Annotated in this window: 26 protein-coding genes; 13 read left to right on the plus strand and 13 right to left on the minus strand. The window is 58.9% G+C overall.

Annotated features, from left to right (window positions below; genetic code table 11):
- Nucleotides 1-89 precede the first annotated feature (89 nt).
- Together dut and coaBC are read right to left on the minus strand one after the other, a co-directional pair.
- Complete coding sequence (dut, locus tag MARHY_RS16500; RefSeq protein WP_014422832.1) at nt 90-551, minus strand: dUTP diphosphatase; 462 nt, start codon at nt 549-551, stop codon at nt 90-92.
- Nucleotides 548-1762 carry a bifunctional phosphopantothenoylcysteine decarboxylase/phosphopantothenate--cysteine ligase CoaBC gene (gene coaBC / locus MARHY_RS16505; RefSeq protein WP_041655129.1) on the minus strand — a complete coding sequence of 405 codons (1215 nt, stop codon included), beginning with the start codon at nt 1760-1762 and terminating at the stop codon, nt 548-550. The genes dut and coaBC overlap by 4 nt, the downstream gene beginning before the upstream one ends.
- A gap of 172 nt (nt 1763-1934) precedes the next feature.
- Between coaBC and radC the strand changes: the two genes are divergently transcribed.
- The 3 genes from radC to rpmG all read left to right on the plus strand — a co-directional run bounded on the left by radC (nt 1935) and on the right by rpmG (nt 3233).
- The gene (gene radC / locus MARHY_RS16510; protein WP_014422834.1) at nt 1935-2609 is read left to right on the plus strand and encodes a RadC family protein; all 675 of its coding nucleotides are present in this window, start codon (nt 1935-1937) and stop codon (nt 2607-2609) included.
- Nucleotides 2610-2829: 220 nt separating this feature from the next.
- Nucleotides 2830-3066 carry a 50S ribosomal protein L28 gene (gene rpmB, locus MARHY_RS16515; protein ID WP_011786975.1) on the plus strand — a complete coding sequence of 79 codons (237 nt, stop codon included), beginning with the start codon at nt 2830-2832 and terminating at the stop codon, nt 3064-3066.
- Nucleotides 3067-3077: 11 nt separating this feature from the next.
- The gene (gene rpmG / locus MARHY_RS16520) at nt 3078-3233 is read left to right on the plus strand and encodes a 50S ribosomal protein L33 (RefSeq protein ID WP_008173465.1); all 156 of its coding nucleotides are present in this window, start codon (nt 3078-3080) and stop codon (nt 3231-3233) included.
- A 69-nt stretch (nt 3234-3302) separates the two neighbouring features.
- On the opposite strand, the gene MARHY_RS16525 is transcribed toward rpmG, so the two are convergent.
- The 3 genes from MARHY_RS16525 to MARHY_RS16535 all read right to left on the minus strand — a co-directional run bounded on the left by MARHY_RS16525 (nt 3303) and on the right by MARHY_RS16535 (nt 5636).
- Nucleotides 3303-4163 carry an endonuclease/exonuclease/phosphatase family protein gene (locus MARHY_RS16525; protein ID WP_011786976.1) on the minus strand — a complete coding sequence of 287 codons (861 nt, stop codon included), beginning with the start codon at nt 4161-4163 and terminating at the stop codon, nt 3303-3305.
- Between the two features lie 54 nt (nt 4164-4217).
- Nucleotides 4218-4856 carry a thiol:disulfide interchange protein DsbA/DsbL gene (locus tag MARHY_RS16530; RefSeq protein WP_041655132.1) on the minus strand — a complete coding sequence of 213 codons (639 nt, stop codon included), beginning with the start codon at nt 4854-4856 and terminating at the stop codon, nt 4218-4220.
- A 171-nt stretch (nt 4857-5027) separates the two neighbouring features.
- Nucleotides 5028-5636 (minus strand): c-type cytochrome, encoded by a 609-nt coding sequence (locus MARHY_RS16535; protein WP_011786978.1) that lies wholly within the window; start codon nt 5634-5636, stop codon nt 5028-5030.
- A 182-nt stretch (nt 5637-5818) separates the two neighbouring features.
- Here MARHY_RS16535 and yihA point away from each other — a divergent pair, with 182 nt between their 5' ends.
- Entirely contained in the window at nt 5819-6463 is a 645-nt protein-coding gene (gene yihA / locus MARHY_RS16540; RefSeq protein ID WP_011786979.1) for a ribosome biogenesis GTP-binding protein YihA/YsxC, read from the plus strand.
- A 200-nt stretch (nt 6464-6663) separates the two neighbouring features.
- Here the strand turns inward: yihA and MARHY_RS16545 are convergent, their stop codons facing one another.
- Nucleotides 6664-7341 carry a TetR/AcrR family transcriptional regulator gene (locus MARHY_RS16545; protein ID WP_041655135.1) on the minus strand — a complete coding sequence of 226 codons (678 nt, stop codon included), beginning with the start codon at nt 7339-7341 and terminating at the stop codon, nt 6664-6666.
- 180 nt (nt 7342-7521) lie between these two features.
- Here MARHY_RS16545 and MARHY_RS16550 point away from each other — a divergent pair, with 180 nt between their 5' ends.
- The 4 genes from MARHY_RS16550 (at nt 7522) to coaD (ending at nt 12215) form a co-directional block, all read left to right on the plus strand.
- The gene (locus MARHY_RS16550) at nt 7522-8967 is read left to right on the plus strand and encodes a coniferyl aldehyde dehydrogenase (protein ID WP_041655138.1); all 1446 of its coding nucleotides are present in this window, start codon (nt 7522-7524) and stop codon (nt 8965-8967) included.
- Between the two features lie 197 nt (nt 8968-9164).
- Nucleotides 9165-9800, plus strand: coding sequence for a hypothetical protein (locus MARHY_RS16555; protein ID WP_014422843.1), 636 nt, complete (start codon nt 9165-9167; stop codon nt 9798-9800).
- Between the two features lie 36 nt (nt 9801-9836).
- Entirely contained in the window at nt 9837-11435 is a 1599-nt protein-coding gene (locus MARHY_RS16560) for a GMC family oxidoreductase (protein ID WP_014422844.1), read from the plus strand.
- 297 nt (nt 11436-11732) lie between these two features.
- Nucleotides 11733-12215, plus strand: a complete 483-nt coding sequence (coaD, locus tag MARHY_RS16565; RefSeq protein WP_014422845.1) for a pantetheine-phosphate adenylyltransferase — start codon at nt 11733-11735, stop codon at nt 12213-12215.
- Between the two features lie 77 nt (nt 12216-12292).
- Here coaD and MARHY_RS16570 read toward each other — a convergent pair whose 3' ends face one another.
- From MARHY_RS16570 to MARHY_RS16590, 5 genes are all read right to left on the minus strand, one after another.
- Nucleotides 12293-13585, minus strand: a complete 1293-nt coding sequence (locus tag MARHY_RS16570) for a DUF945 family protein (RefSeq protein ID WP_014422846.1) — start codon at nt 13583-13585, stop codon at nt 12293-12295.
- Nucleotides 13586-13626: 41 nt separating this feature from the next.
- Nucleotides 13627-15765: a polyphosphate kinase 1 gene (gene ppk1 / locus MARHY_RS16575; RefSeq protein WP_014422847.1), complete on the minus strand. Its 2139-nt coding sequence runs from the start codon at nt 15763-15765 to the stop codon at nt 13627-13629.
- 52 nt (nt 15766-15817) lie between these two features.
- Complete coding sequence (hemB, locus tag MARHY_RS16580; RefSeq protein WP_041655140.1) at nt 15818-16849, minus strand: porphobilinogen synthase; 1032 nt, start codon at nt 16847-16849, stop codon at nt 15818-15820.
- 167 nt (nt 16850-17016) lie between these two features.
- Nucleotides 17017-17238, minus strand: coding sequence for a hypothetical protein (locus MARHY_RS16585; protein WP_011786988.1), 222 nt, complete (start codon nt 17236-17238; stop codon nt 17017-17019).
- Nucleotides 17235-17498, minus strand: a complete 264-nt coding sequence (locus MARHY_RS16590) for a hypothetical protein (protein WP_036149906.1) — start codon at nt 17496-17498, stop codon at nt 17235-17237. The genes MARHY_RS16585 and MARHY_RS16590 overlap by 4 nt, the downstream gene beginning before the upstream one ends.
- 9 nt (nt 17499-17507) lie before the next feature.
- Here MARHY_RS16590 and MARHY_RS16595 point away from each other — a divergent pair, with 9 nt between their 5' ends.
- The 5 genes from MARHY_RS16595 (at nt 17508) to panP (ending at nt 22273) form a co-directional block, all read left to right on the plus strand.
- Nucleotides 17508-18137: a TetR/AcrR family transcriptional regulator gene (locus tag MARHY_RS16595; RefSeq protein WP_023009492.1), complete on the plus strand. Its 630-nt coding sequence runs from the start codon at nt 17508-17510 to the stop codon at nt 18135-18137.
- 2 nt (nt 18138-18139) lie between these two features.
- Nucleotides 18140-19831, plus strand: coding sequence for an isovaleryl-CoA dehydrogenase (locus MARHY_RS16600; RefSeq protein WP_041655143.1), 1692 nt, complete (start codon nt 18140-18142; stop codon nt 19829-19831).
- A 99-nt stretch (nt 19832-19930) separates the two neighbouring features.
- Nucleotides 19931-20059 carry a hypothetical protein gene (locus tag MARHY_RS19020; RefSeq protein ID WP_268743542.1) on the plus strand — a complete coding sequence of 43 codons (129 nt, stop codon included), beginning with the start codon at nt 19931-19933 and terminating at the stop codon, nt 20057-20059.
- A 7-nt stretch (nt 20060-20066) separates the two neighbouring features.
- Nucleotides 20067-20414 (plus strand): DUF503 domain-containing protein, encoded by a 348-nt coding sequence (locus tag MARHY_RS16605; RefSeq protein WP_014422853.1) that lies wholly within the window; start codon nt 20067-20069, stop codon nt 20412-20414.
- Nucleotides 20415-20596: 182 nt separating this feature from the next.
- The gene (gene panP / locus MARHY_RS16610) at nt 20597-22273 is read left to right on the plus strand and encodes a pyridoxal-dependent aspartate 1-decarboxylase PanP (RefSeq protein ID WP_014422854.1); all 1677 of its coding nucleotides are present in this window, start codon (nt 20597-20599) and stop codon (nt 22271-22273) included.
- A gap of 70 nt (nt 22274-22343) precedes the next feature.
- Here panP and MARHY_RS16615 read toward each other — a convergent pair whose 3' ends face one another.
- The gene (locus MARHY_RS16615; RefSeq protein ID WP_014422855.1) at nt 22344-22610 is read right to left on the minus strand and encodes a hypothetical protein; all 267 of its coding nucleotides are present in this window, start codon (nt 22608-22610) and stop codon (nt 22344-22346) included.
- Nucleotides 22611-22710: 100 nt separating this feature from the next.
- Entirely contained in the window at nt 22711-24276 is a 1566-nt protein-coding gene (locus MARHY_RS16620; RefSeq protein WP_011786995.1) for an inorganic phosphate transporter, read from the minus strand.
- Nucleotides 24277-24411 lie beyond the last annotated feature (135 nt).

Below are 24411 nucleotides of genomic sequence, written 5' to 3' on the forward strand. Positions count from 1 at the left end.
CCCGCAGTTATTTTCTTTCCCGGATAGGTCTGTATCCGCTGAGTATAGACGCCGGCCAGTTATCTCGCTGCCAGGTAAAGATGCCCGACTCAGTGGCTCCCAGTGGAGCCAAAGCCACCTTCACCCCGGTCACTGGCATCAAATTCGGTCACAATCTCGAAATCCGCCTGTACCACAGGCACCAGCACCATCTGGGCAATACGTTCGCCCACCTCGATGGTGAATGGCGTCTGGCCCCGGTTCCAGCAGGACACCATCAACTCGCCCTGGTAGTCAGAATCGATCAACCCCACCAGATTTCCGAGCACGATCCCATGCTTGTGTCCGAGTCCGCTCCGGGGCAGGATCATGGCAGCCAACCCCGGGTCAGCAATATGCACAGACAGGCCGGTGGGAATCAGGTGGGTCTCACCCGGCATAACGGTCTTGGCTTCCTTTAATGCCGCCCGGAGATCAAGGCCTGCAGAGCCTTCCGTAGCGTATTCGGGAAACGGAATCGCGGTACCAATACGATCATCCAGAACCCGTACCTCAAACTTTCTTTTACTCATGCCTGTTCAATCCTGTTGCTGTGGTCTGCAATCAACGCCACCAGACGGGCAGCGATCGCCTGTTTGCTGTCCGGCCCGATGGATTCCGAACCCGCAGGCCAGAACACCGTAACCGCATTTCGATCGCTGCTGAAGCCGAGCCCGGGAACGGACACATCGTTGGCGATAATCATGTTGAGTTTCTTGCGCTGCATCTTGTCGGTCGCATAGCGCGCCACGTCCGTGGTCTCAGCGGCAAAGCCAACCGTAAACGGCGCATCGGCCCGGGCCGCGATGGTCGCCAGGGTATCGGGGTTACGGACCAGCGCCAGGCTCATGTTGTCGTTGGTTTTCTTGATTTTCTCGCTGGCGAACACCTCGGGCCGGTAATCTGCCACCGCGGCCGTGGCGATAAAGATATCGCAGCCTTCATCGACCGCCTTGCTGGCGGCTTCCAGCATCTCCTGAGCGGTGCTGACAGGCCGGACATCAACCCCCGCTGGGGCCGACAGACTGACAGGTCCACTGACAAGCACCACCTCGGCTCCGGCGGCAACGGCTGCACCGGCCAGGGCATAGCCCATCTTGCCCGAGCTGTGATTGGTAATGTAGCGCACCGGATCGATCGGCTCCCGGGTTGGCCCGGCCGTGATCACCAACCGTTTGCCAGACAGCGGCCCGGTAGTTTCAACCACACCCTCTCCGTTTACCAGACGAGCCAGACGTTCCGGCTCAAGCATGCGCCCAGGACCGGTATCACCGCAGGCCTGTTCGCCCTGGTCCGGTCCCCAGACAGTAATCTGCGGGTCTTCCGTCAACAGCGCCAGATTCCGCTGGGTACGGAAGTTCTTCCACATGGCCTGGTTCATTGCGGGGGCCAACGCTATCGGCGCTTCGGTGGCGCAACAGACCGTGGTCAACAGGTCATCGGCCAGCCCATGGGCCAGACGGGCCATAAAGTCCGCAGACGCCGGCGCTACCACAACCTGATCGGCCCACTTGGCCAGCTCGATGTGCCCCATGCCAGCCTCGGCTTCCGGGTCAAGCAGCGAGGAGCGCACCGGTTCGCCGCTCAGAGCCTGATAGGTCAGCGGCGCAACAAATGCCTCCGCCCCCCGGGTCATGACAACCCGGACTTCGTGCCCCGCTTTTTTCAGCAGTCGAACCAGCTCCGCACTTTTATAGGCGGCGATACCACCGGTTATTCCCAACAATATTCGCTTGGCGGTCATGCGGGCTCCGTAATCCCGTAAAATGAAAGAGTTATAAGATAGCATGCCGAGCGCAGACGGGCAGCCTGCTAGAACCCCTGTTCGTTTACCAAATGTTACCTTTTGGAGTAACCTTTGTAATTTCGAGAACCCGGTGCAGGACGCACTCCCCGAAACCAGCAAGGAAGCAAACATGCCACCCAGCCATTGGCCCGCCGATGAGCGGCCCCGTGAGCGATTGCTCACTCACGGCCCTGAATCATTGTCAGATGCCGAACTCCTGGCCATTTTCCTGCGTACCGGTACCACCGGCATGCCGGTGATGGCCCTGGCCCGACACCTGATCACCGAATTTTCCGGACTGCGCGGACTGATGACCGCTTCCCGCCGACAATTCTGCGAGGTCAAAGGCCTGGGCACCGCCAAATATGCCCAGGTGCAGGCTGCCATGGAAATGGCGAGGCGAGTGATGGACGAGCCGCTGCGCCAGGGCGATCCGCTGCGCTCACCGGAAGATACCCGGCGCTTTCTCACCAGCCGCCTGGGCACTTATCCTCATGAAGTGTTCGCCGGCCTGTTCCTGGATAACCGTCACCGGGTCATCCAGTACCGGGAACTGTTCCGGGGTACGATAGACGGCGCAGCGGTTTACCCCCGGGAGGTGGTGCGCCAGGCTCTGGAGGACAATGCCGCCGCAGTCATCTTTGCCCACAACCATCCGTCAGGCGTGGCCGAGCCAAGCCAGGCTGACATTTCCCTGACCCGCCGGCTGAAAGAGGCCCTGGGACTGGTCGATATCAGGGTTCTTGACCATATGGTTATCGGCCACGGTGAGGTAATATCCCTTGCTGAACGAGGATTGATGTAGCCCCGTGAAGGATACCGCCCCGAAACTGGCCAAATTCCCAACAATTTTTTGCGTTGGTCGGCCAGTTCTGGTATAAAAGCGTCCCTTTCTGGCGGCGTCTGGCGAGCAGCGTTCTGTTTCAGAAGCGCAAACCGGCAGCAGGTATGGCTCCGGAGCAACCAGAGACGCATTAAAAACGAATTCGTATTGATAGAGACCATTGCTCAGGTCGGAGGCAAGTATGTCCAGAGTTTGTCAGGTTACCGGTAAGCGTCCGGTTACCGGTAACAACGTTTCCCACGCGATGAACCACACTCGTCGTCGTTTTCTGCCGAATCTGCAGAACCACCGTTTCTGGGTTGAGTCCGAGAAGCGTTTCGTGAAGCTGCGCGTTTCCACCAAGGGCATGCGCATCATCGACAAAAAAGGCATTGACGCTGTGCTGGCCGATCTTCGTGCCCGCGGCGAGAAAGTTTAAGGAGCCGCATCATGCGCGAGAAAATCAAGCTGGTATCTTCAGCAGGCACTGGTCACTTCTACACGACCAAAAAGAACAAGCGTAACACCCCGGAAAAAATCGAGATCAAAAAGTACGATCCGGTTGTCCGCAAGCACGTTGCGTACAAGGAAGCCAAGATCAAGTAATTGATCCTGCCTCCACAAAAAGCCCGGCACCTGCCGGGCTTTTTATTGCCTGAACATACCAAATAAAGCTCAGAACGTTTCCAGATAGCCCTTGGGCAACGCCACATCCATGGCAATGGGAAGGTGGTCGGAAACCGGGTAGCTCACCACTTCAGAGCGCCGAATTTCCAGAGAGGGACTGACAAGAATATGGTCAAGCGCCTTTTCCGGGCGCCAGCTCGGGAAGCTGTGCGCGGTGTCGGGCAGCGGAATCAGATCGGTTTCTTTCAGCGGTGTTCGTGTCAGCAACTGCTCTGCATGGGCATTCATGTCCCCCATCAGCACCACATGCCGATAGCTCGCAATCTGCTCGCGGATAAATCCAAGCTGCTTCTGCTGGGCCGACTTGCTGAGAGAGAGATGCATCAGCACCAGTACCAGCGGGTCTTCCTCATCCCCGTAGCGCGCAATGATGGCGCCACGCCCGGGAATCAGTCCCGGCAACTTGTGCTCGGTGACATCCAGCGGGCGGAAACGGCTCAACAGGCCATTACTGTGCTGGGCAATCTGGCCGAGGTTGCGATTTAATTGCTGATACCAGTAAGGAATCCCGGCCGCCTCGGCCAGGTATTGTACCTGATTGATGTAACCACTGCGGAGACTGCCGCCATCACACTCCTGCAGGGCAACCACATCATACTGGCTGAGCAGGGTGGCAATCCGATCCAGGTTTTCGTAGCGCCGGCGATTGGGCAGAAAATGCTGCCAGCTGCGGGTCAGGTAATGGTGATAGGACGAAGTGTTGATACCAACCTGAATATTGAAAGTCAGTAGCCGGATGTGCCGGTGAGCTTCAAACTCCGGCACATGCTCGCTCCCGGAACAAGTGCCCCGGGAGCTTTCCTGGTTTCTGAGTATACCGTTCAGCTGGTTACGGATTCGCTTGTACATTATCAGCCGCTTCTCCGGTCAGCCCATCCAGCGCCCGGCGAACCGCATGGCGCCTTACTCAGACCCGCCGCGCTCTTTTTCCGCCAGATACTCGACCACCTTCAGGGTGTTTTCGTGACTACCCGCCATGGAGGCACTTACCACATACTTGCCATCAACCAGCATAGTCGGTGTACCGGTAATGCGCGCGCCACGAATCTTGGCCTGGGCCTGCTGCACTCTGGCACGCACCCCGAAACTGTTGTAGTTTTCCAGAAACTTCTCGGCGTCCACGCCATACCCGGCAACAAAATCAGCCAGAGCTTCCGGGGTATTGAGGGGACGGCGCTCTCCGGCCAGGGCATCAAACAGCGCGTCATGCACCTTGTCCAGCTCGCCCATGGCCTCAAGGGCATAGAATGCGTAGGCATGCGGCTCCCAGCTGCGGCCCAGTGCCGCTGGCAGCTTCACATAGTTGATGTAGTCCGGAGCCTCCGCTTCCCAGGCTTCAGCCAGCGGCTTGAAGTTGTAGCAGTGCGGACAGCCGTACCAGAAGACTTCCGCCACTTCGACACCGTTATCCGATGCCGTTCTTACCGGATTATCCAGTACCCGGTAATGCTCTCCGGCCACCCAGGGCTGGGCATTGACCAGGGAAGCGGCAGACAACAGTGAAAGCGCCAGAACGGCGGAAGACGTCAGGGTTCTGATCATCGGGAATCTCCGAGCCATCAATGAATTTTAACGAGGATTATGACCCAGGGATGCGAAAAAGTTCCACCGGAGGGCCAAAGGAATGCGTTACCGAACGGTTAGGTATTATGAATACCGGATATCAAAAACCCCGCCGAGGCGGGGTTTTCAGTCGTAACTGACGGCTGTCGATCAGTTCAGGCCGGATACGTAGCTGGCGACCGCCTCAATCTCAGCGTCTGTCAGCTTGGAGGCAACATCCATCATGATGCCGGCATTCGCGCCTCCGGCGCGCTCACCCGCCCGGTAAGCCTTCAACTGCTTGATAACATATTCTGCAGTCTGCCCGCCCAAGGCAGGGTAACCTGCCGGCTCGTTGCCAATGCCGGAGGGGTTATGGCAACCGGAACAGGCCGGCACACCGGAGGCCATATTGCCGCCGCGGTACAGTGCCTGACCCTGCTCAACCAGATCCGGATTGGCCTGACCAACAACCATTTCCTGGCTGTTGAAGTAGGCAGCCAGATCCTGCAAATCCTGATCGGACATGGCATTGAGCAGGCCCGTCATTTCAGGAATGGCACGATCCCCGGATTTGATGTCAACCAGCTGGTTGTACAGGTATTTCTCGCCCAGACCGGACAGTTTCGGATACACAGCCATTACCGGCTTGGCACCACCCTGTCCATGACAGCCCGCACACACTGCTGCGTTCTGTTCACCCGCTGCCGGATCTCCTGCCCCGTGAGCCATCGCTGTAAGGCCAACTCCGAGAACAACTCCTGCGATCAGTCTTTTCATGCTCGCTCCGCTTCTCTCATCTTTGCATCTTGAAAGTATTCTTCGTTGTGCAGCCGGCAGGCACTGGGTCGTCAGGTGCAAAACCGGGGCATACAGCGGCAACGCGAGGCGTCCCGCCGGAAATTGGTGTAGCATTATACATTAATCGCCGATAACTGAAATCCAAAGGAACACCAACCGTCGTGGACCCTGATCTGACTCAAAAAAGCCTCTCGTTCAACAGCGCCCGTTTTCTCATCAGCGCCTCCAAACTGGACGAATGCCCCCCCGACCATGGCGCTGAAGTTGCCTTTGCCGGCCGCTCCAATGCGGGCAAATCCAGCGCCCTGAACGCTATCACCGCCAACGGCAAACTGGCCCGCACCAGTAAAACGCCCGGCCGGACCCGGCTGATCAACTTTTTCAGCCTGAACCGGGAACATGCCCGTCTGGTCGACCTGCCCGGTTACGGCTATGCGAAAGTGTCCCGGGACATGAAAGACGACTGGCAACAGCATCTCGGCCATTACCTGAATGATCGCCGCTGCCTGCGTGGCCTGGTTCTGGTGATGGACATCCGGCACCCGCTCACCGATTTCGACCAGATGATGGTGGAATGGTGTGAACATAACCACCTTCCGCTCATGATTCTGGCCACGAAGGCCGACAAACTGAAGTTTGGTCAGGCAAAAACCGCCATGCTGGGTATCGCGAAAAAGCTGAAGGAATATCAATGTGTGGAGCACCTCATCATGTTCTCTGCCACCTCCAAGCGCGGAGTCGACGAGTGCCGGGAAGCGCTGACCCACTGGCTGGAAGCCTCGGAACAGGCGCCGGTTGAGGCATAAAAAGCCGGCCTGAAGAAGACAGGCCGGTGAAAACGTCAGGGTTTGCGACGTGCTATGTGCCTCTGCAACCACAGAGGCCGAAAACCTGAGAACTCACTCAGGAGACGCAGGGAGTGTCCGGTTCCCAACGTCATTAGCTGTGACTGCGCCGCATTCAAAAAGTTCAATTTCAGATCAAACTTTGACCAGGCCAGCCAGGCTCATGCCTCAACGCCAGAAACACCCTGGGCTTCAGGCAAGGTAGGACGGTATTTTTCTCGCAATGCCAGCACCCGCTCACGATACTCCGGCGTGAGATAGGGCACTTCCAGTGTCAGCACCTGATAGATCCCCTGTTTTAACTCGGTCAGGGACAGACTGGCAGGCTCCTCGGCCGCATGAGCCGTCTTCAGAAACGCCATCCAGTTGGTAATCACCAGCCAGACATTCAGTGACATGGCCGAACGCAGATCCTCCGGCTGAGGCTGGATAATGCCGGCATCCGCCAGCTTTGCGAAAATCCGGTTAATGGCCGCCAGACAGCGATTGGTAAACTCCCGGTAGTCCTGGCGCAGCCGCGGGTCACTGTCGAGCAGGTATTCCAGATCCCGGTGGAAGAAGCGATAGCTCCAGAGGCCGTCAAACACCGACTCAAGATAGAAGGTCATATCCTCCAGGGTGATCGGTCGGTCTTCCGGAATATCCAGGTAGTAGTCCACCAGCTTTTCATATTCCTGGAAAATCTCGTAGATGATGTCGGACTTGTTGCGGAAGTGGTAATACAGATTACCCGGCGATATCGCCAGGTGCGCGGCAATGTGATTGGTGGTGATATTGCGCTCACCCTTGTCATTAAACAGCTCCAGGCTGGATAACAGTATCTTGTCTCTGGTTTTCATCGTCATGCCGGTGTTTGTTGTTATCAGTGTCACGGATGGCCTAAAGAGCCATCCGGCTTTCTTGACTGCCTAGAGTATATACTCTAATAATAGCTTCAAGCGCAAATCGCACAGATTTTGGCCAACGACAATAACCGACTGCCAGCGCCTGTCGCTCCGGGCAGTCAGGGGGAGAAAACCATGGGTGCCACCGTCGTCCAGCTCACCGAGAGCAAGAAGCAGATCCAGCATACGCATCGCGTCTTTGAGGACCAGAAGAAGGCGTTCCGCAACAACCCGATGCCGTCCCTGACCGAGCGCAAAGAGAACCTCAAGCGTCTGAAACGGGCGCTACTGGCCCATCAGGATCGCCTGGTCGAGGCCATCGATCGGGATTTCAGCTGTCGCTCCAAAGACGAATCCCTGATCGCCGAAGTCATGCCGTCTATTCAGGGCATCAATTACACGCTGAAGAATCTTGGCGACTGGATGAAGCCCTCCAAACGCCATGTTTCGGTTCTGTTCCAGCCCGCCAGCAACAAGGTTTACTACCAGCCAAAAGGGGTTGTAGGCGTCATCGTGCCCTGGAATTACCCTCTGTATCTGGCGGTCGGTCCACTGGTCGCTTCCCTGGCGGCTGGCAACCGCACCATGATCAAGATGTCGGAATTCACTCCGCACACGTCGGCCCTGTTCAAGGAGATCATCGAGTTGATGTTCCCGGAGGATCTGGTGTCGGTGATCACTGGCGAGGCCGATGTGGCGGCCGATTTCTCCCAACGGCCTTTCGATCACCTGCTGTTTACCGGTTCTACTTCGGTGGGCAAGCTGGTGATGCGCGCGGCAGCCGAAAATCTGACCCCGGTAACCCTTGAGCTCGGCGGCAAATCCCCGGCCATTGTTTCGCCGGATGTGCCGATGGAAGATGCGGCCCAACGTATCGCCTTCGGCAAAGCCTTCAATGCTGGCCAGACCTGCGTGGCACCGGACTATGTGCTCTGCCCTGCCGACCGGGTGCAGGCGTTCGTGGATGAATTCCGGGCGCGGTTCGCCGAGATGTACCCGAGCCTGCGGGATAACGACGACTACACGGCCATCATCAATGAGCGCCAGTACAATCGTTTGCAGGGCTATCTGGAAGATGCCAGGGCCAAGGGGGCTGAACTGGTGGAGATCAATCCCGCCAACGAGAATATGAAGGACGGTACCCGGAAGATTCCGCTAACGCTGGTGTTGAAGACCACGCCGGACATGAAGGTGATGCAGGACGAGATTTTCGGCCCGATCCTGCCGGTCATCAGTTACGGCAGTCTGGACGAGGCGATCCATTACATCAATGACCGGCCACGGCCGCTGGCGCTGTATTTCTTTGGCTATGACAAGTCCCACCAGCAGCATGTGGTGGACAACACCCATTCTGGCGGCATGTGCATCAATGATGCGCTGATGCACGTGGCCCAGGACGACCTGCCGTTCGGCGGGATTGGTGATTCCGGTATGGGACACTATCACGGTAAGGAAGGCTTCCTGACCTTCTCTCATCACCGGGCGATTTTTACCAAGCAGAAGTTCAACAGCGGCAAATACGTGTATGCGCCCCATGGCACCGCAGCGCATCGGTTGGTGTATAAGCTGTTTATTCGCTGACAAAACACGCCTGCCTGCTTGGCTGGGAGCAAGGCCAGGGTGCAGGGTGTCTCTCCAGGACACGCCGTTAATACGTCCATGTAGGCTTGAGCAAAACATCCCTGTTTTGCACAGTCCTGGAGAGACACCCTGCACCCTGGCCTCCAGACGTTCTAGCAAGCCTGAACAGAATAATAAAAGACAAAGAAGCTTCTACAATGACAAGCCAACACGATACGAAGAATTCCTGTCAGCCGGATGTTAGCCGTCGCAGTTTCCTCAAAACCGGTTTAGGCGGCGCGGTGTTTCTGAGCACCGTCAGCCTCTCTGCCGGGCTAAGCGGCTGCGCTACGGCCCCCGCAGGCCGGGTCAGCGCGGTCGACAGCCGCATGGACGCCCGCTACCAGTTCCAGTTTCTGAGCCGGGATGACATCGCCCTGTTCGAGGCCCTGTTGCCGGCCATGTTTGCCGGAGCTCTGCCGGAGGAACCGAACCAGCGTCGCTTTGCCATTGCCGGCACGATTGAACGGATCGACCAGGGCATTGTGAAGTTCGGCCCGGCGAATCAGCAGGAGCTGCGCAAGCTCTTTGATCTGCTTAACTTCGCTCCCACCCGGATCGCCCTGGCCCGGGTATGGTCAGACTGGCCCTCGGTCAGTACCGCCGATGCCGACGCGTTTCTGCGGCGCTGGCGCGACAGCCGGATCGGACTTTTGAATAACGGCTACATTGCCCTGACCAAGATCGGCAACGTCGCCTTCTATGGGCATGAAGACCACTGGCACCTGTCTGGTTATCCGGGGCCTCCCGCCTGGATGGTGGATGCCTTGCCACAGTTCAAACCTGCCGTTTGAGAAACCCCGGATACCCATCGTATTGAGGAGCGAAGTATGTCCATGAACGATCCCATTGCCCGGGGACTGGCTGCCGGCTGGAATGTGACCGATGCCAGCAAACTGAGCGAAAACCGCACGGTAGAGGCGGACGTTGTGGTTATCGGTACCGGTGCCGGAGGTGGCACAACCGCGGAGATCCTCGCCCGTCAGGGGCTGTCAGTGATTCTGGTGGAAGAGGGTCGACTGTATTATCAGAAAGACTTCAAGATGGACGAGCTGACGTCCTACGCCAATCTGTACCAGGAAGGCATGAGCCGGGTCACCGCCGATGGCGCCATCGCGATTTTGCAGGGCCGCTGTGTCGGCGGCTCCACCACGGTAAACTGGACCAGCAGCTTCCGCACACCGGACGAAACGCTCACCTACTGGAGCCAGGAGCTCGGCCTCGAAGGACTGGCGCCGGACGCCATGGTCCCCTGGTTTGAGGGCCGTGAGCAGCGCCACCACATGGCGCCCTGGGAAACCCCACCCAACCTGAACAACGACATCCTGCGACAGGGCTGCGAAAAGCTCGGCTACTCCTGGCAGGTAATCCCAAGAAACGTCAAAGGCTGCTGGAACAGCGGTTACTGCGGCGTGGGCTGCCCTACCAACGCCAAACAGGGGGCACTACTCACCACCATCCCGGGCGCACTGGATCACAAAGCACAGCTCTTCCACGGTCTGCGGGCAGAACGCCTGGTGATGAGTCAGGACCGGATCGACCACTTGCTCGCCTCCGCCATGGGCCCGGATGGCGTCACCCCATCCGGCATTACGGTCACCCTGAAAGCCCGGCAATTCGTGGTCGCCGCCAGCGCCATTGGCTCCCCCGGCCTGCTGCTTCGCTCGCAGTTGCCCGACCCTTACCAGCGCGTGGGCAAGCGATCGTTCATCCATCCGGTCAACGCCACCGTCGCCCGCATGCCGGCGAAAATCGACCCGTTCTACGGCGCTCCCCAGTCCATCTACTCGGACGAATTCAATTTCAAAGCAGGCACCGACGGCCCGGCAGGTTACAAACTGGAAGTACCGCCCCTGCACCCGGCCATGGCAGCCGGCGTGGTACCCGGCCACGGCCAGCCACAGCGAGACAACCTGGGCCAGCTGCCCTGGATGCAATCGGTCATCGCCCTGCTGCGCGACGGCTTCCACCCGGACAGCCCGGGCGGCACAGTGTCACTCAGAGACGACGGCAGCCCGGTACTGGACTACCCGATCACCGACTACCTCTGGCAAGGCTTGCGCAAGGCCTACCTCACCATGGCCGAAATCCAGTTCGCCGCCGGCGCCGAAGCCGTCCAGGCCATGCACCTGGACTCCGACTGGTACACCAGCTGGAACCAGGCCAGAGACGCCATCAACAACCTGCCCATGAAACCCCACCGTGCCCGCCTGTTCACCGCGCACCAGATGGGCGGCTGCAGCATGGGCACCGACCCGAAAACCTCGGTAGTGAACGGTTTCGGTGAGCATCACCACATCGCCAACCTGAACATCCACGATGCCTCCATCTTCCCCACCAGTATTGGCGCCAATCCGCAGTTGTCGGTGTATGCACTGGCGGCGAGAAACAGCAACCGGTTGGCGCAGAAGCTAAAACAGGCAGGGTAAACGAAGATGGCTATTGACTGCTTCCCTGACGACCAGGAGAAAGCAGCGATGCTTCCGAAAGCGCCGGGGAGGCATGCAGATAGCATGAGAGCGCGAGCCGGGGGTGGCTTTCGGGAGTCTTGAGGGCCATGGACGGCCCGAAAGAAGCGCACAGGGAAGTGCTCGTAGCGTCTCCCGAAAGCCACCCCCGGCTCGTGCGCCTGCCTCCAGCTAACAGCAGCCATCATCAGAAGCCCCGGACTACAGCACGCCATCCGATCCTGCTATCCTACGCCTCACCAACAAAAGGAGCTGTGCATGCCCAAAGTCATCTATCCCGGCACCTTCGACCCCATCACCAACGGCCACACCGACCTCATCGAACGGGCCGGCCGCATGTTCGATGAAATTGTCGTCGCCGTCGCCTACAACCCGAAAAAGCAGCCACTTCTCAATCTTGAAGAACGCTGCGAACTGGTCCGCAAGGCCACCGCACACCTCCCCAACGTCAGCGTCACCGGTTTCAGCAACCTGCTCGCCGACTTCGTGCGCGAACAGAACGCCTCCGTTATCCTGCGGGGACTGCGCGCGGTTTCTGACTTTGAATATGAATTCCAGCTTGCCGACATGAACCGCCGACTGGCGCCGGAAGTTGAGAGCGTGTTCCTGACGCCCGCCAACCACCTCTCTTACATCTCCTCCACCCTGATTCGCGAAATTGCCTCGCTGGGCGGGGACATTTCCGAGTTTGTAGACCCGGCTGTGGCAGAAGCCCTGCAACAGAAGTTCAGCGAATCCTGAGGAAAATCCGACGGGCGTTGATGATCACCGAAGCGCAGCTGATGGCGAAGTACCAGCAGCTGGCGGGTCGTTGAGATTCAGAGCAGCGGAGGCAGGGGGATTTCCACGTCGTTTACGGTGAGTACCAGATCCTCCATCCGGCCATCCATGACCAGGCGCTCACCGTTCTGAACCAGCAGGCCCTGTTTGATCAATGGCGCCACCTGCATACGCACGGCGGGATAGTCTTCCGCAAGGGCAACCGGCATGCTGAAATTCACACTCCCGGTCAGCGCCTGCATGACCATCAACATGTTGTCACGCTGCTGATCGGAGAGCTCCGGGTGGCTGATGTCCAGTGAGCCGGTAACTTCCCCTTCAGGCGTTGCCAGACTGAGCTCCCGGATCCCCATGGAAAATCCTTCGGCAGCAAGACTGCGGAGCGCTTCGTTAAAACGCTGCATCACCGCCATCTGTTGTTCAAACGCGGCCCTCGGGTCGTCTCCGGCGGTCAAAGCCAGTGCCTGCATATCCGCCATGGCGCCACTGAAGTCATTCCAGCTGGCCACATCCAGGTTCTCCAGCGCCACCTCCAGCCGATGCGGCCCAAAGGCCTGATCCGCCAGAGCGGCCGATTCCAGCGACAGGGTAACCTGCGAGTCCAGGCGCTCGCCGTTCTGGCGGGCATCACTGGCGCTTTCAAGCGACATCCCGGCCAAGGTCATTGCGGGAACCTGAGCCCCCTGCAAGGTCAGGTTATCCACGGTCATCACGCCAGCGCCGGTCCAGATATCCCCCACCAGCCATTCCATGCTCTGTTCCATATGGACGTTATCGATCGTCACATCCATTTCCGGATCGCTGAGGCGGATAGCCGGCCAGACCACCAGCAAGTCTGCCGCTTCACCAAGACGCCCAACATCAATCCGCACCAGACCGCCACTGCTCTTGAAGGAGGTTTCCCGCTCCGGGTTATCAATGTCCATCACCGGTGCTGTCAGCTCAAGCGTGGCGCTGCCCCAGAGCCGGGTTTCCAGCGTCAGACTGGGCTCATCGTCCGGAAACCAGTCAGCACCCTCTGGCTGCCACCCCTGGCGCGGGCGAAAATCCATCAGGCTGCCGGTGACGCCATGGGACACCTGGATTTCGATGGCTATGGTGTGAGAATCACCGGTCTCAGGATCTCTCAGGGTCACGGTAGCGGATACCTCGGAACCAAGCACACCACGACGATACTGTTCGGTCTCAAGATTCAGAAAGGGCTGGGCCCGGTTTACTTCCAGTGTTGCTTCACGCCAGTGCTGCTCGGTGACATAGCCCACACCCCAGGGAGCACCGCCAGCCACCAGCAGTACGGCCAGACCGGCCAGCGTCCATTTTTTCAGTTTCAAGGTATCCGTCCTGTGATTATTTCGGTGCCGGCCCACCGGCCTCAGTTGGGTTTGCCGGTCAGACGCTCCAGCAGGACCAGCTGTGATGCCAGTCGCTCTTCGCCTTCCCCGGGCTGATTCTGAATGTAACTGCCATCGGGCTGCAACACCCAGGCCTGGCAATTGTCCGCCAGATAGGTATCCAGATCTTCCCGCAGGCGTGCAATCAGCGCGGGCTCCTCAACCGGGAACGCGGTTTCGACCCGGTGCAGAAGATTGCGCTCCATGCCATCAGCACTGGAACAATACACCTCGGGCCGGCCACTATTACCGAAATAGTACACCCGCGTGTGCTCCAGGAAGCGGCCGATCACCGAGCGCACCCGGATATTGTCCGACAGTCCCGGCACTTCCGGACGCAGGCAGCAGATGCCACGGATGACCAGATCAATCTTGACCCCGGCCTGGGAGGCCCGATACAAGGCCTTGATCATCTGCGGCTCGGTCAGGGCATTGAACTTGAAGATAATCCGCCCCTGCTCACCGTAGCTGGCCTCCCGTTCAATCAGACTGATCAAACGGTTGTGCAGTGTAAATGGCGCGTGAAACAGCTTCTTGATCTTCAGGGCCTTGCCCATGCCGGTCAACTGCTGGAACAGCTTGTTGACGTCGTCGCCGATGGACTCGTCACAGGTCATGAAACTGTAGTCGGTGTACAGGCGTGCGTTCCCGGCGTGGTAGTTACCGGTGCCCAAATGCACGTAGCGCCGCAGGCGGCCTTCTTCCCGACGGACAATCAGGATCATCTTGGCGTGGGTTTTGTACCCGACCACACCGTAAACCACGATCACGCCAGCTTCCTGCAGCCGACTGGCCAGCTCCAAGTTCTCGGCCTCGCTGAAACGGGCTCTCAATTCGATAACCGCCGTCACTTCCTTGCCTCGACGCGCGGCATCGGCCAGGGCCTCGACAATTTCCGAATCGGCACCGGTACGATAGAGCGTCTGGCGAATGGCCAGCACCTGTGGATCTTTGGCTGCCTGGCGCAGCAGATCCACCACCGGGCTGAAGTTTTCATAGGGATGTAACAGCAGCAGGGGCCGTTTGCGAATGGCATCGAACATGGATTCCTTGCTGCGAATCTGGCGCGGAATCGACGGCGAGAAGCTGGAATAGGTCAGGTCTGGGCGGTCCACCAGGCCACCCACCGCCATCAGGCGGGTCAGGTTTACCGGGCCGTGGACCTGGTAGAGATCCCGCTCGGTCAGGCCGAATTCCCGGAGCAGGAACTGCACCAGCTCTTCCGGGCAGTTATCCGCCACCTCAAGGCGAACGCCATCGCCAAACCGACGGCTCAGCAGCTCGCCGCGCAGGGCCGAGGCCAGGTCTTCCAGATCGTCTTCAAGCTCAAGGTCCGCGTTCCGGGTCAGCCGGAACTGATAGCAGCCCTTCACTTCCATCCCCGGGAACAGCTCATCAGCATGGGCGTGAATCATGGACGACAGGAACACCAGGTTGTCACCACCCTCGCACACCTCATCCGGCAAGCGCACCAGGCGCGGCAGGGAGCGAGGCGCGGGCACAATCGCCATCCCGGTCTCACGACCAAAGGCATCCTTGCCGTCCAGCTCAACGATGAAGTTCAGGCTCTTGTTCACCAGGCGGGGGAACGGGTGTGATGGGTCCAGCCCGATCGGGCTGACCACCGGCAGAATTTCCTCGTCAAAGTAATTGCGCACCCACTCGGCCTGGGCCGGTGTCCACTCGCGGCGCCGGACAAAGTGGATGTTCTCCTGCTCCAGCTCCGGAATCAGGACATTATTGAGAATATCGTACTGTTCGTGGATATAGTCGTGGGCAACGCGGCTGATCTCCGCCAGCACCTGTTCCGGCAACATGCCGTCGACACCCACCGTTTCGCGGCCATACTTCATCTGCTGGCGCAGGCCCGCCACCCGGATTTCAAAGAACTCATCCATGTTGCTGCTGAAAATGCAGCAGAAGATCAGACGATTGATCAGAGGATGCGTGGTATCCAGCGCCTGCTTCAACACCCGGTAATTGAACTGCAGCTGGCTCAGTTCGCGGTTGAAGTAGTTCTCGCTGGCATCCAGATTCACTTCCTCACCAACGGGAGGAAGATCCACCGGCGCCGGGACGCTCTGTTCACTGCCTGTCTCTGTCACGGTTTCGCTTGTCATTGCTCTTTATATCCATCGTTGAGGCGGGCTTCGGCCACCAGCCGCTGCCCGCTTATGATCGCTGTCGTTCCCGCATCAGCCTGGCGGCGCGCACGGCGAAATAGGTCAGAATGCCATCGGCACCGGCCCGGCGCATGGCCATCAGGCTCTCCATCATCACCGCATCGCCATCCAGCCAGCCGTTTTGAGCTGCGGCCATGTGCATGGCGTATTCGCCACTGACCTGGTACACAAACGTTGGCACCTGCAGTTCGGTTTTCACCCGGCGCACAATATCCAGATAGGGCATGCCCGGCTTGATCATCACCATATCGGCGCCTTCAGCCAGATCCATGGCCACCTCATGAATGGCCTCATCACTGTTGGCCGGATCCATCTGATAGGTGGCTTTGTTACCCTTGCCAAGGTTGGCAGCCGAGCCGACCGCATCCCGGAACGGACCGTAATAACTGGACGCATACTTGGCAGAGTAGGCCAGAATCCGGGTATTCACATAGCCTGCCCCTTCCAGGGCTTCTCGAATAGCCGCCACCCGACCATCCATCATGTCAGAGGGTGCCACCACATCGGCACCGGCATCCGCGTGGGACAGTGCCTGATTGACCAGCGCTTCAACCGTGACATCGTTCAGCACATAGCCATCGTTGTCGATAATGCCGTCCTGCCCATGGGTGGTGAACGGATCCAGCGCCACATCGGTAATCACCCCCAGCTCCGGATGCGCCTTTTTCAGGGCACGAACCGCCCGCTGGGCCAGGCCATCAGAATCCCACGCGCCGGAGCCGGACAGATTCTTTTTCTCCGCTGGTACCACCGGGAACAGCGCCAAGGCGGGAATACCCAGCTCTACCAGTTCCGCCGCCTGCTCCAACAGCAGATCGACGCTCAGGCGCTCGACACCCGGCATGGAGGGTACGGATTCACGCTGATTCTCGCCTTCAAGCACAAACACCGGGAAAATCAGGTTATCGGGTGACAACTGGTTCTCCCGAACCAGACGACGGGAAAAATCACTGGCACGATTGCGACGCAAACGGGTGAACGGATAGGCTCGACTGGAGTGCGCAAGACGCGGCTTCGACACGGATAACCTCCTGAACATGGATGGCCTTGGAAAGTGATGACATCATACACCCCAGAAGCCGCCCGTTGCAGGCCTGAGCCGAGTGTGCCGTTGACAGATGACAAAGAGATGACAGAAAAACAGAGTTGCCGGGGCAACGGAAGCCGCTGCCCGGCGAGGAAACGCCATCAGAGGGAACGGTTGTTGAACCCGATCTCCACCTTGCGCGGGGTATCAGAACGGAAGGTGGTGTCCACCTCCTGTATCTTTCCGCCGCCTTGCAGGAAGGCCTCAATATCTGCCTGCAACTGGGCCCGAACCCGCGCACGGCCGGCAATGGAATGGTTATCGTCGCTGTCGCTGGTCCAGTTGCTGGACTGCTCCAGATTGCTTTCGTCGAATTCACTCATGGCTTATCTCCATCAACGAAAACAGCTTTACGGGTGGCCAGATGCTCTGGAAGACGCACCCCGTCTCGACTGCCGGCCATCTGACGGCCCGTCTTGGCGTCTTTATAATCTGCTTTCACGACCGACGCTATTTCCTGACAACCACTTTTTTGTAATTTTTTGTAATTGGAGATAACCCATTGTTTTAAAAGATCAGATAACAGCCCTTTAACCGCACACAGAATTGACACAAAGAATGAATATTGATTCAATGCTTGCAAGGAGCCGGCATGGCCTACCGCGAAACTGAAAAAATGCGCCAGCGCAAAGCCGAAGCGCGGAAAAAGATCATTGAATGCACCTGGGAGTGCGTATCCGAAGGCGGCTTCCGCAGCGCACGCATTACCCGCATCGCGGGGCTGGCCGGCGTTGCCACGGGCACTATCTACCGCCACTTCGAGTCACGGGAGGACCTGTTTGCGGAAATCTTTCGCCTGGCCACCCAACGTGAAGTCGACAAGGTCGCCGAAGCACTCGCGGTAGGCGGTAGTGCGGTTGAACGCCTGGACAACGCTCTGCGTCAGTTCGCCCGTCGGGCCCTGAAAGGCCCGATGAAAGCCTGGGCACTGATTGCCGAGCCGGTAGACCCGAAAGTCGAAGAAGAGCGACTGGTATACCGCAAAGCCTACGCCAACCTGTTTGAACAAGCGATCCGGAGCGGCATAACCGAGGGCTGCATACCGGATCAGGATGCCCGCCTCACCAGCACCTGCCTGGTTGGCGCCATCTCGGAATCCCTGGTGGGGCCGCTGTCACCGACCCAGACAGAAACACCACCGGGACACGACAACAACGAAGATGAGCTGGTCGACACCATCGTTTGCTTCTGCCTACGGGGGTTAACCGGCACCAGGAGCTAACCATGAACAGCCCGCAGCGCAAGACCGAGTCCAACGCCGACAGCCACTATCTGTCAGCCACTCACGAGGTCATCAACCAGCCCCGACCGCTGGAAAACTATAACCTCTACGAACAGGACAGCGCGCTCCGGGAAGCCGTATTGCGAGAAGGCGCCGGCCACGCCAGCGAAGACCTCAGCCGCTTCGGCGCCTGGGCCGGCAAGGCCGACACCATCGAGCTGGGCAACCTGGCGAACGCCAACAAACCCAGCTTCCGTACCCACGACCGCTACGGCCACCGGATAGACGAAGTCACCTTCCACCCGGCCTACCACGAACTCATGCGCGTGGCCCTGGAAAACGGCCTGCACAGCTCCCCCTGGACCAACCCGGGCAAAGGCGCCCACGTGGCCCGGGCCGCCAAGTATTACCTGCACTCCCAGGTGGAAGCCGCTCACTGTTGCCCGGTCACCATGACCTTCGCGGCGATCCCATCCATCCAGAACCAGCCAGACCTGGCCAAACTCTGGGCCCCGAAAATCCTGGCCAACGAATACGACAGCCGTAACGTGCCGGACGGCGACAAAACCTCCGTCACCATCGGCATGGCCATGACCGAAAAACAGGGTGGCAGCGACGTGCGCGCCAACACCACCGTGGCCTACCCGACAGGACGGGAAGGTCCCGGCCAGGCCTACGAACTGGTCGGCCACAAATGGTTCGTTTCCGCCCCCATGTGCGACGCCTTCCTGGTACTGGCCCAGACCACCAATGGCCTGTCCTGCTTCCTGATGCCCAGATGGCGCCCGGATGGCAGCAAGAACCCCTGGCAGGTGCAGCAACTCAAGAACAAAATGGGTAACGTTGCCAACGCCTCCAGCGAAGTGGAAATCCGCGGTGCACTGGCATGGATGGTGGGCGAGGAAGGCCGCGGCGTCAGAACCATCATCGAAATGGTCGCCATGACCCGCTTCGACTGCATGATTGGCAGCGCCGCCGGCATGCGCCAGGCCGTGGCCCAGGCGACGCACCACTGCCACAACCGCAGCGCCTTCGGCGCCACCCTCAGCGACCAGCCGCTGATGCAGAATGTCCTGGCCGATCTGATTATCGAAAACGAAGCCGCCCTCGCCTACACCATGCGCGTAGCACGGGCCATGGACAACCAGAACAACGAACACGAACGCCTGCTGGCCCGCCTGGCCACCCCCGTCGGCAAATACTGGATCTGCAAACGCACCCCCAATCACGCCTACGAAGCCATGGAATGCATCGGCGGCAGCGGCGTGATGGAAGACTGCATCATGCCCCGCCTGTTCCGTGAATCGCCGGTCAACGCCATCTGGGAAGGCAGCGGTAATGTCCAGTGCCTGGATACCCTGCGCGCCCTGCAGAAAGAACCAGAAACCCTCGACGCCTTCTTCAAAGAAGCGGCCGAAGCCCGGGGCACCGACCGCCGCTTCGACCAGTATCTGGCACAACTGCAACACGACTTCGCCGACATCAGCGATTTCCAGTACCGGGCCCGCAACCTGGTCGATCGCATGGCCCTGGCCATGCAGGGCTCCCTGTTGCTGCGCTTTGGCGACAAAGACGTCGCCGACGCATTCTGCGCCTCCCGCCTGCAAAGCGGCGGCGGCATGAACTACGGCAACCTGCCCTCCGGCACCAACCCGGCGGCGATTATCAAACGGGGGACGCCTGTAGTAGGCTGAAGACATTCACGGAGGCAAAACGGTTATGCAAACCGGACTCCCCCTATAAGGTTCATGAACATGCGGGGAATGCCTTTCCAAAACCTTGTGGAGCCATGGATGGCGGAACAGAGCACGACCGCCATGGACGGTGGAAGTGCAGATTTTGCAGGAGCAAAAATCTGCCAGGGAAGTATTCACAGCGTGTTTTGGAAAGGCATCACCCGCATGTTCCAACTCCAAGGTTAAGGCCACGATGTCGGACGCCCTTAGAAAACTGCTGAAAGAAGGCAAAACGCCACAACAGCACCAGGATATTACCCCTCACGTAGGCGTCCTCACCCTGCACTTCCAGCTCTACGGCTGCGAAGACCTGAAAGCCAAACGCAAAGCCTTCACCGCCATGAAGGCCATCTGGGGCAGAGAACCCGACCTCGCCGTCGCCGAAACCGCCGACCAGGAAGCCCTCGACTGTGCCACCTGGACCATCGCCGCCCTGGGCGCCAGCGCCCAGCAGATCACCCAGCGCCTTGACCAGGTGGAAAAAGACATCCAGGACCGCATCGACGCCGCCATCCTGGATGTACACCGGGAAATCCTCTAACCCGGACCAGTGGCCCGCCAGGCATGGCGTCATTGCCTGACAGGTCTTATACTACGCAGCCTCAGGGAACCAATGCCCCGCTTGGCGGCTGGCAGACATTTTTCGCAACCGGGCCACGCCCGGCTCCATCCGACGGGTTTCCGGAACCAACCCATCGGATACCACTGAATGTGTGTGGTGCTATGACCGGAAAGAAAAAATCCGCCCAGGCCTCATTAGAGGCAATGTATCGCGTGTTCACGGTGCCCGAAGCGCCGGAGTCGACCCTGAGCCGGATCGACCAGGACATCTCCCGTAACCTGGCCGGATTCCTCCAGGAGCACATCGTCGCCATCGAACGGGACCTGTCCGAAGTCGAGAAAGACTTCTCCGACTACGTCATCCCGGAGAAACCTGTTTTTGTCTCCGAGCAGACCCAGTTCCTGCTCGACAAACTGGTGGCCAACTCCGTTCATACCGCGTCACCCGCGTTCATCGGCCACATGACCTCGGCACTGCCCTACTTCATGCTGCCGCTGTCGAAGATCATGATCGCCCTGAACCAGAACCTGGTGAAAACCGAAACCTCCAAGGCGTTCACGCCCATGGAACGCCAGGTACTGGGCCAGATACACCGGCTGGTGTACCAGGAAGACGGTTCTTTCTATCGTAAATGGATGCACGATCCCCGGCACGCCCTGGGCGCCATGTGTTCCGGCGGCACGGTCGCCAACCTCACCGCCCTGTGGGTGGCTCGCAACCGTGCCTTCCCCGCTGAAGGAAGCTTCCGCGGTCTGCACGAAGAAGGCCTGTTCCGCGCCCTGAAATACTACGGCCATGAAGGCGCCGCCATCGTCGTCTCCAAACGAGGCCACTATTCCCTGCGCAAAGCCGCCGATGTCCTCGGCCTTGGCCGGGATGCCTTGGTGCCGGTGGAAACCGACGAATTCAACCGCATCCAGACCGATGCCCTGCGCGACAAATGTCTGGAGCTGCAGAAGCAGAAGATCAAGATCATGGCCATCTGCGGCGTGGCCGGCACCACCGAAACCGGCAACGTCGACCCGCTGGATGCCATGGCCGATATCGCCCGGGAATTCGGCGCCCACTTCCACGTCGACGCCGCCTGGGGCGGGCCAACCCTGTTCTCCCGCACCCACAAACACCTGCTGCGCGGCATTGAGAAAGCCGACTCGGTCACCTTCGACGCCCACAAACAGCTTTACGTACCCATGGGCGCCGGCCTGGTGGTCTTCAAAGACCCCGGCCTCGCCAGCGCGGTAGAACACCACGCCCAGTACATCATCCGGAAGGGTTCCCGGGACCTCGGCAGCACCACCCTCGAAGGCTCCCGCCCGGGCATGGCCATGCTGATCCACTCAGGCCTGAAAATCCTCGCAAGAGAAGGCTACGAAATTCTCATCGATCAGGGCATCGACAAAGCCAAAACCTTTGCCAACATGATCGATGAACAACCGGATTTTGAACTGGTCACCCGCCCGGAACTGAACATCCTGACCTACCGCTATTGCCCGGAAGATGTACGCCAGGCACTGGCCATGGCCGATGAGCTGCAGGCAGAAAAGATGAACACCTGCCTGAACCGCATCACCAAGTTCATCCAGAAAACCCAACGGGAACGCGGCAAAGCATTCGTCTCCCGAACCCGACTGGAGCCAGCCCGTTACTATCACTTCCCGTGCATTGTGTTCCGGGTGGTTCTGGCCAACCCGTTAACAACGCCGGATATTCTGGAAGACATTCTCAGGGAGCAGAGGGAACTGTCGAAGGAGGATGGGATTGCCGATGAAATCGGCATCCTGCACCAGATGGCTGCGGCGGTTTTGAAGCAGAACCAGAAAGAGGCCAGGCAGGCCTAGTGCTTCCGAAATACAGCTCCGCGGCGTGGGGCGGGGCTTGTGGGAGCCCCAACCTACTCCAAAGCCAGAATCAGTAAAGCGCCTCTTCGTCATCCAGCACCTCGTGCAGGATTTCCAGAAACATCTTGTCGGCCTCACTCCAGTTCTCCGGAATCCTGATCGTGGTATTGGCACTGATCTCACGAGCCATCAGCTCATCGGCATTGGCCTCGCCCTTGTACTTGCGGGCAATCTCCATGGATTTCACGGCAATCGTCGGATCGCTCATCACTTTCTTGATGAACACCCGCAACTCTTCAATCATCCGCGCCTGACGGCTCTCGACAGATGAACTCATGTTGTACTCCCCGAATATGGATAGCGACAGGCCACGCCTGCCGGATGCATTACCTATAGTATGGACAAAGCGCGGGGCCATCACCAGCCCCGCACAACGGTCAGACCATCAGGCCACGCAGGGTAAAGAACAGGAACGCCGCCATAATCGCTGACGCCGGCACGGTAATGATCCAGGCCGCGGCAATCTTCACCAGATGGGAGCGCTTGACCATCTCCTCACGGTATATCTTCTTCAGGCGCTTGCGCTCCGACTTGGACAAAGGCACCTGCTGCTTTTTCTTCTTCGCCTGCTTCAGCAGCTTCTCCATTTCCTCCACAGAGGCATTACGAAAATCATCCAGGAACGGCTTGAGGCGCTCCTGATCGGTCGGGTCATGCTGTTCGATGATTTTGTGCAACTGGGTCGCGTAGTTGGATTTCAGGTACTCACGCAGGAAGCCGACACCGAAAACGCCGCCAATGGCAATGTGGGTGGAACTGACCGGCAGGCCAAGCTGGGAAGCCAGAATCACCGTCAGTGCCGCAGACAGTGCAATACAGAAAGCCCGGGTCTTATCAAGCTCAGTAATCTCGGAACCCACGGTTTTAATCAGGCGCGGGCCGAACAGCATCAGCCCGACCGCCAGCCCCAGGGCACCGACCAGCATCACCCAAAGCGGGATCTTCGCTGAGGTAACCACACCACCACCGGCCTGAATGGCATCATTGATGGCCGCCAAAGGGCCAATGGCATTGGCCACGTCGTTGGCGCCGTGGGCAAAGCTCAGCAGGGCCGCGGCGAAGATCAATGGCCAGGTGAACAGGGTATTCACCCCCTGCGCACTGTTTTCCATGGTCGAGGCTTTGCGGCCCACCAGGGTCCGCATCACGAAAAACACTACCCCCGCCACAATCAGGCCGATCACCGAGGCTTCCACCATATCCACTTTGACGATCTTCTTGACGCCCTTGATCATCAGATAGGTGGCAAAGGCCCAGGCCATAATCGCCACCAGCCAGGGCACAAAGGTACGCGCAGAAGACACCAGATTCTGGCGGTAAAGTACGGTTTTCTTGATTGCGAACAGGAACAACGCCGCCAGGGCACCGCCCAGCACCGGCGAGATCACCCAGCTTGCAGCAATTTTGCCCATCACCGCCCAATCGGCAATGGCCCAGCCCCCGGCCGCAATACCGGCCCCCAGGACACCGCCAACGATTGAGTGGGTGGTTGAAACCGGCGCACCCATCCAGGTGGCCAGGTTCAGCCACAGGGCGCCAGCCAGCAGGGCCGCCGTCATTAACCAGACAAAGGCGCGCGGATCTTCCAGGCTAGTCGGATCAATTATTCCACCCTTGATGGTCGACACGACATCGCCACCGGCGATCAGCGCGCCGGCCGCCTCGAATACCGCGGCAAGAAGAACGGCTGCCCCCAGTGACAAGGCGCCGGAGCCCACCGCCGGACCGACATTGTTGGCCACATCGTTGGCCCCGATATTGATCGCCATGTAGCCCCCGATAACGGCGGCGGCCATCAATAACATGGCGTTAGGCAGGCCCTGGCTGAAGGAGCCAACCACAAGCCAGACACAAAGAAGGAAAAGTACGCTAAGTCCGACCCTGTACCGTTCCGTGGAGGGGCTGGTGAGAAGGTTATCCAGAAAGCTGCTGGAACGGGCCATACCAATTGATTCTCTTGTCTTGTGGACAGAAGGGGTTTCGGCAGTATTCGCCGGGGGCAAACTATAAATTTTTTGCCATCAAATTGAAACAAATCCCGGTTGATGGCCCCCTTCACAATCCTGATAGTTAATGCT

Source organism: Marinobacter nauticus ATCC 49840 (genome assembly GCF_000284615.1).
Lineage (GTDB): Bacteria > Pseudomonadota > Gammaproteobacteria > Pseudomonadales > Oleiphilaceae > Marinobacter > Marinobacter nauticus.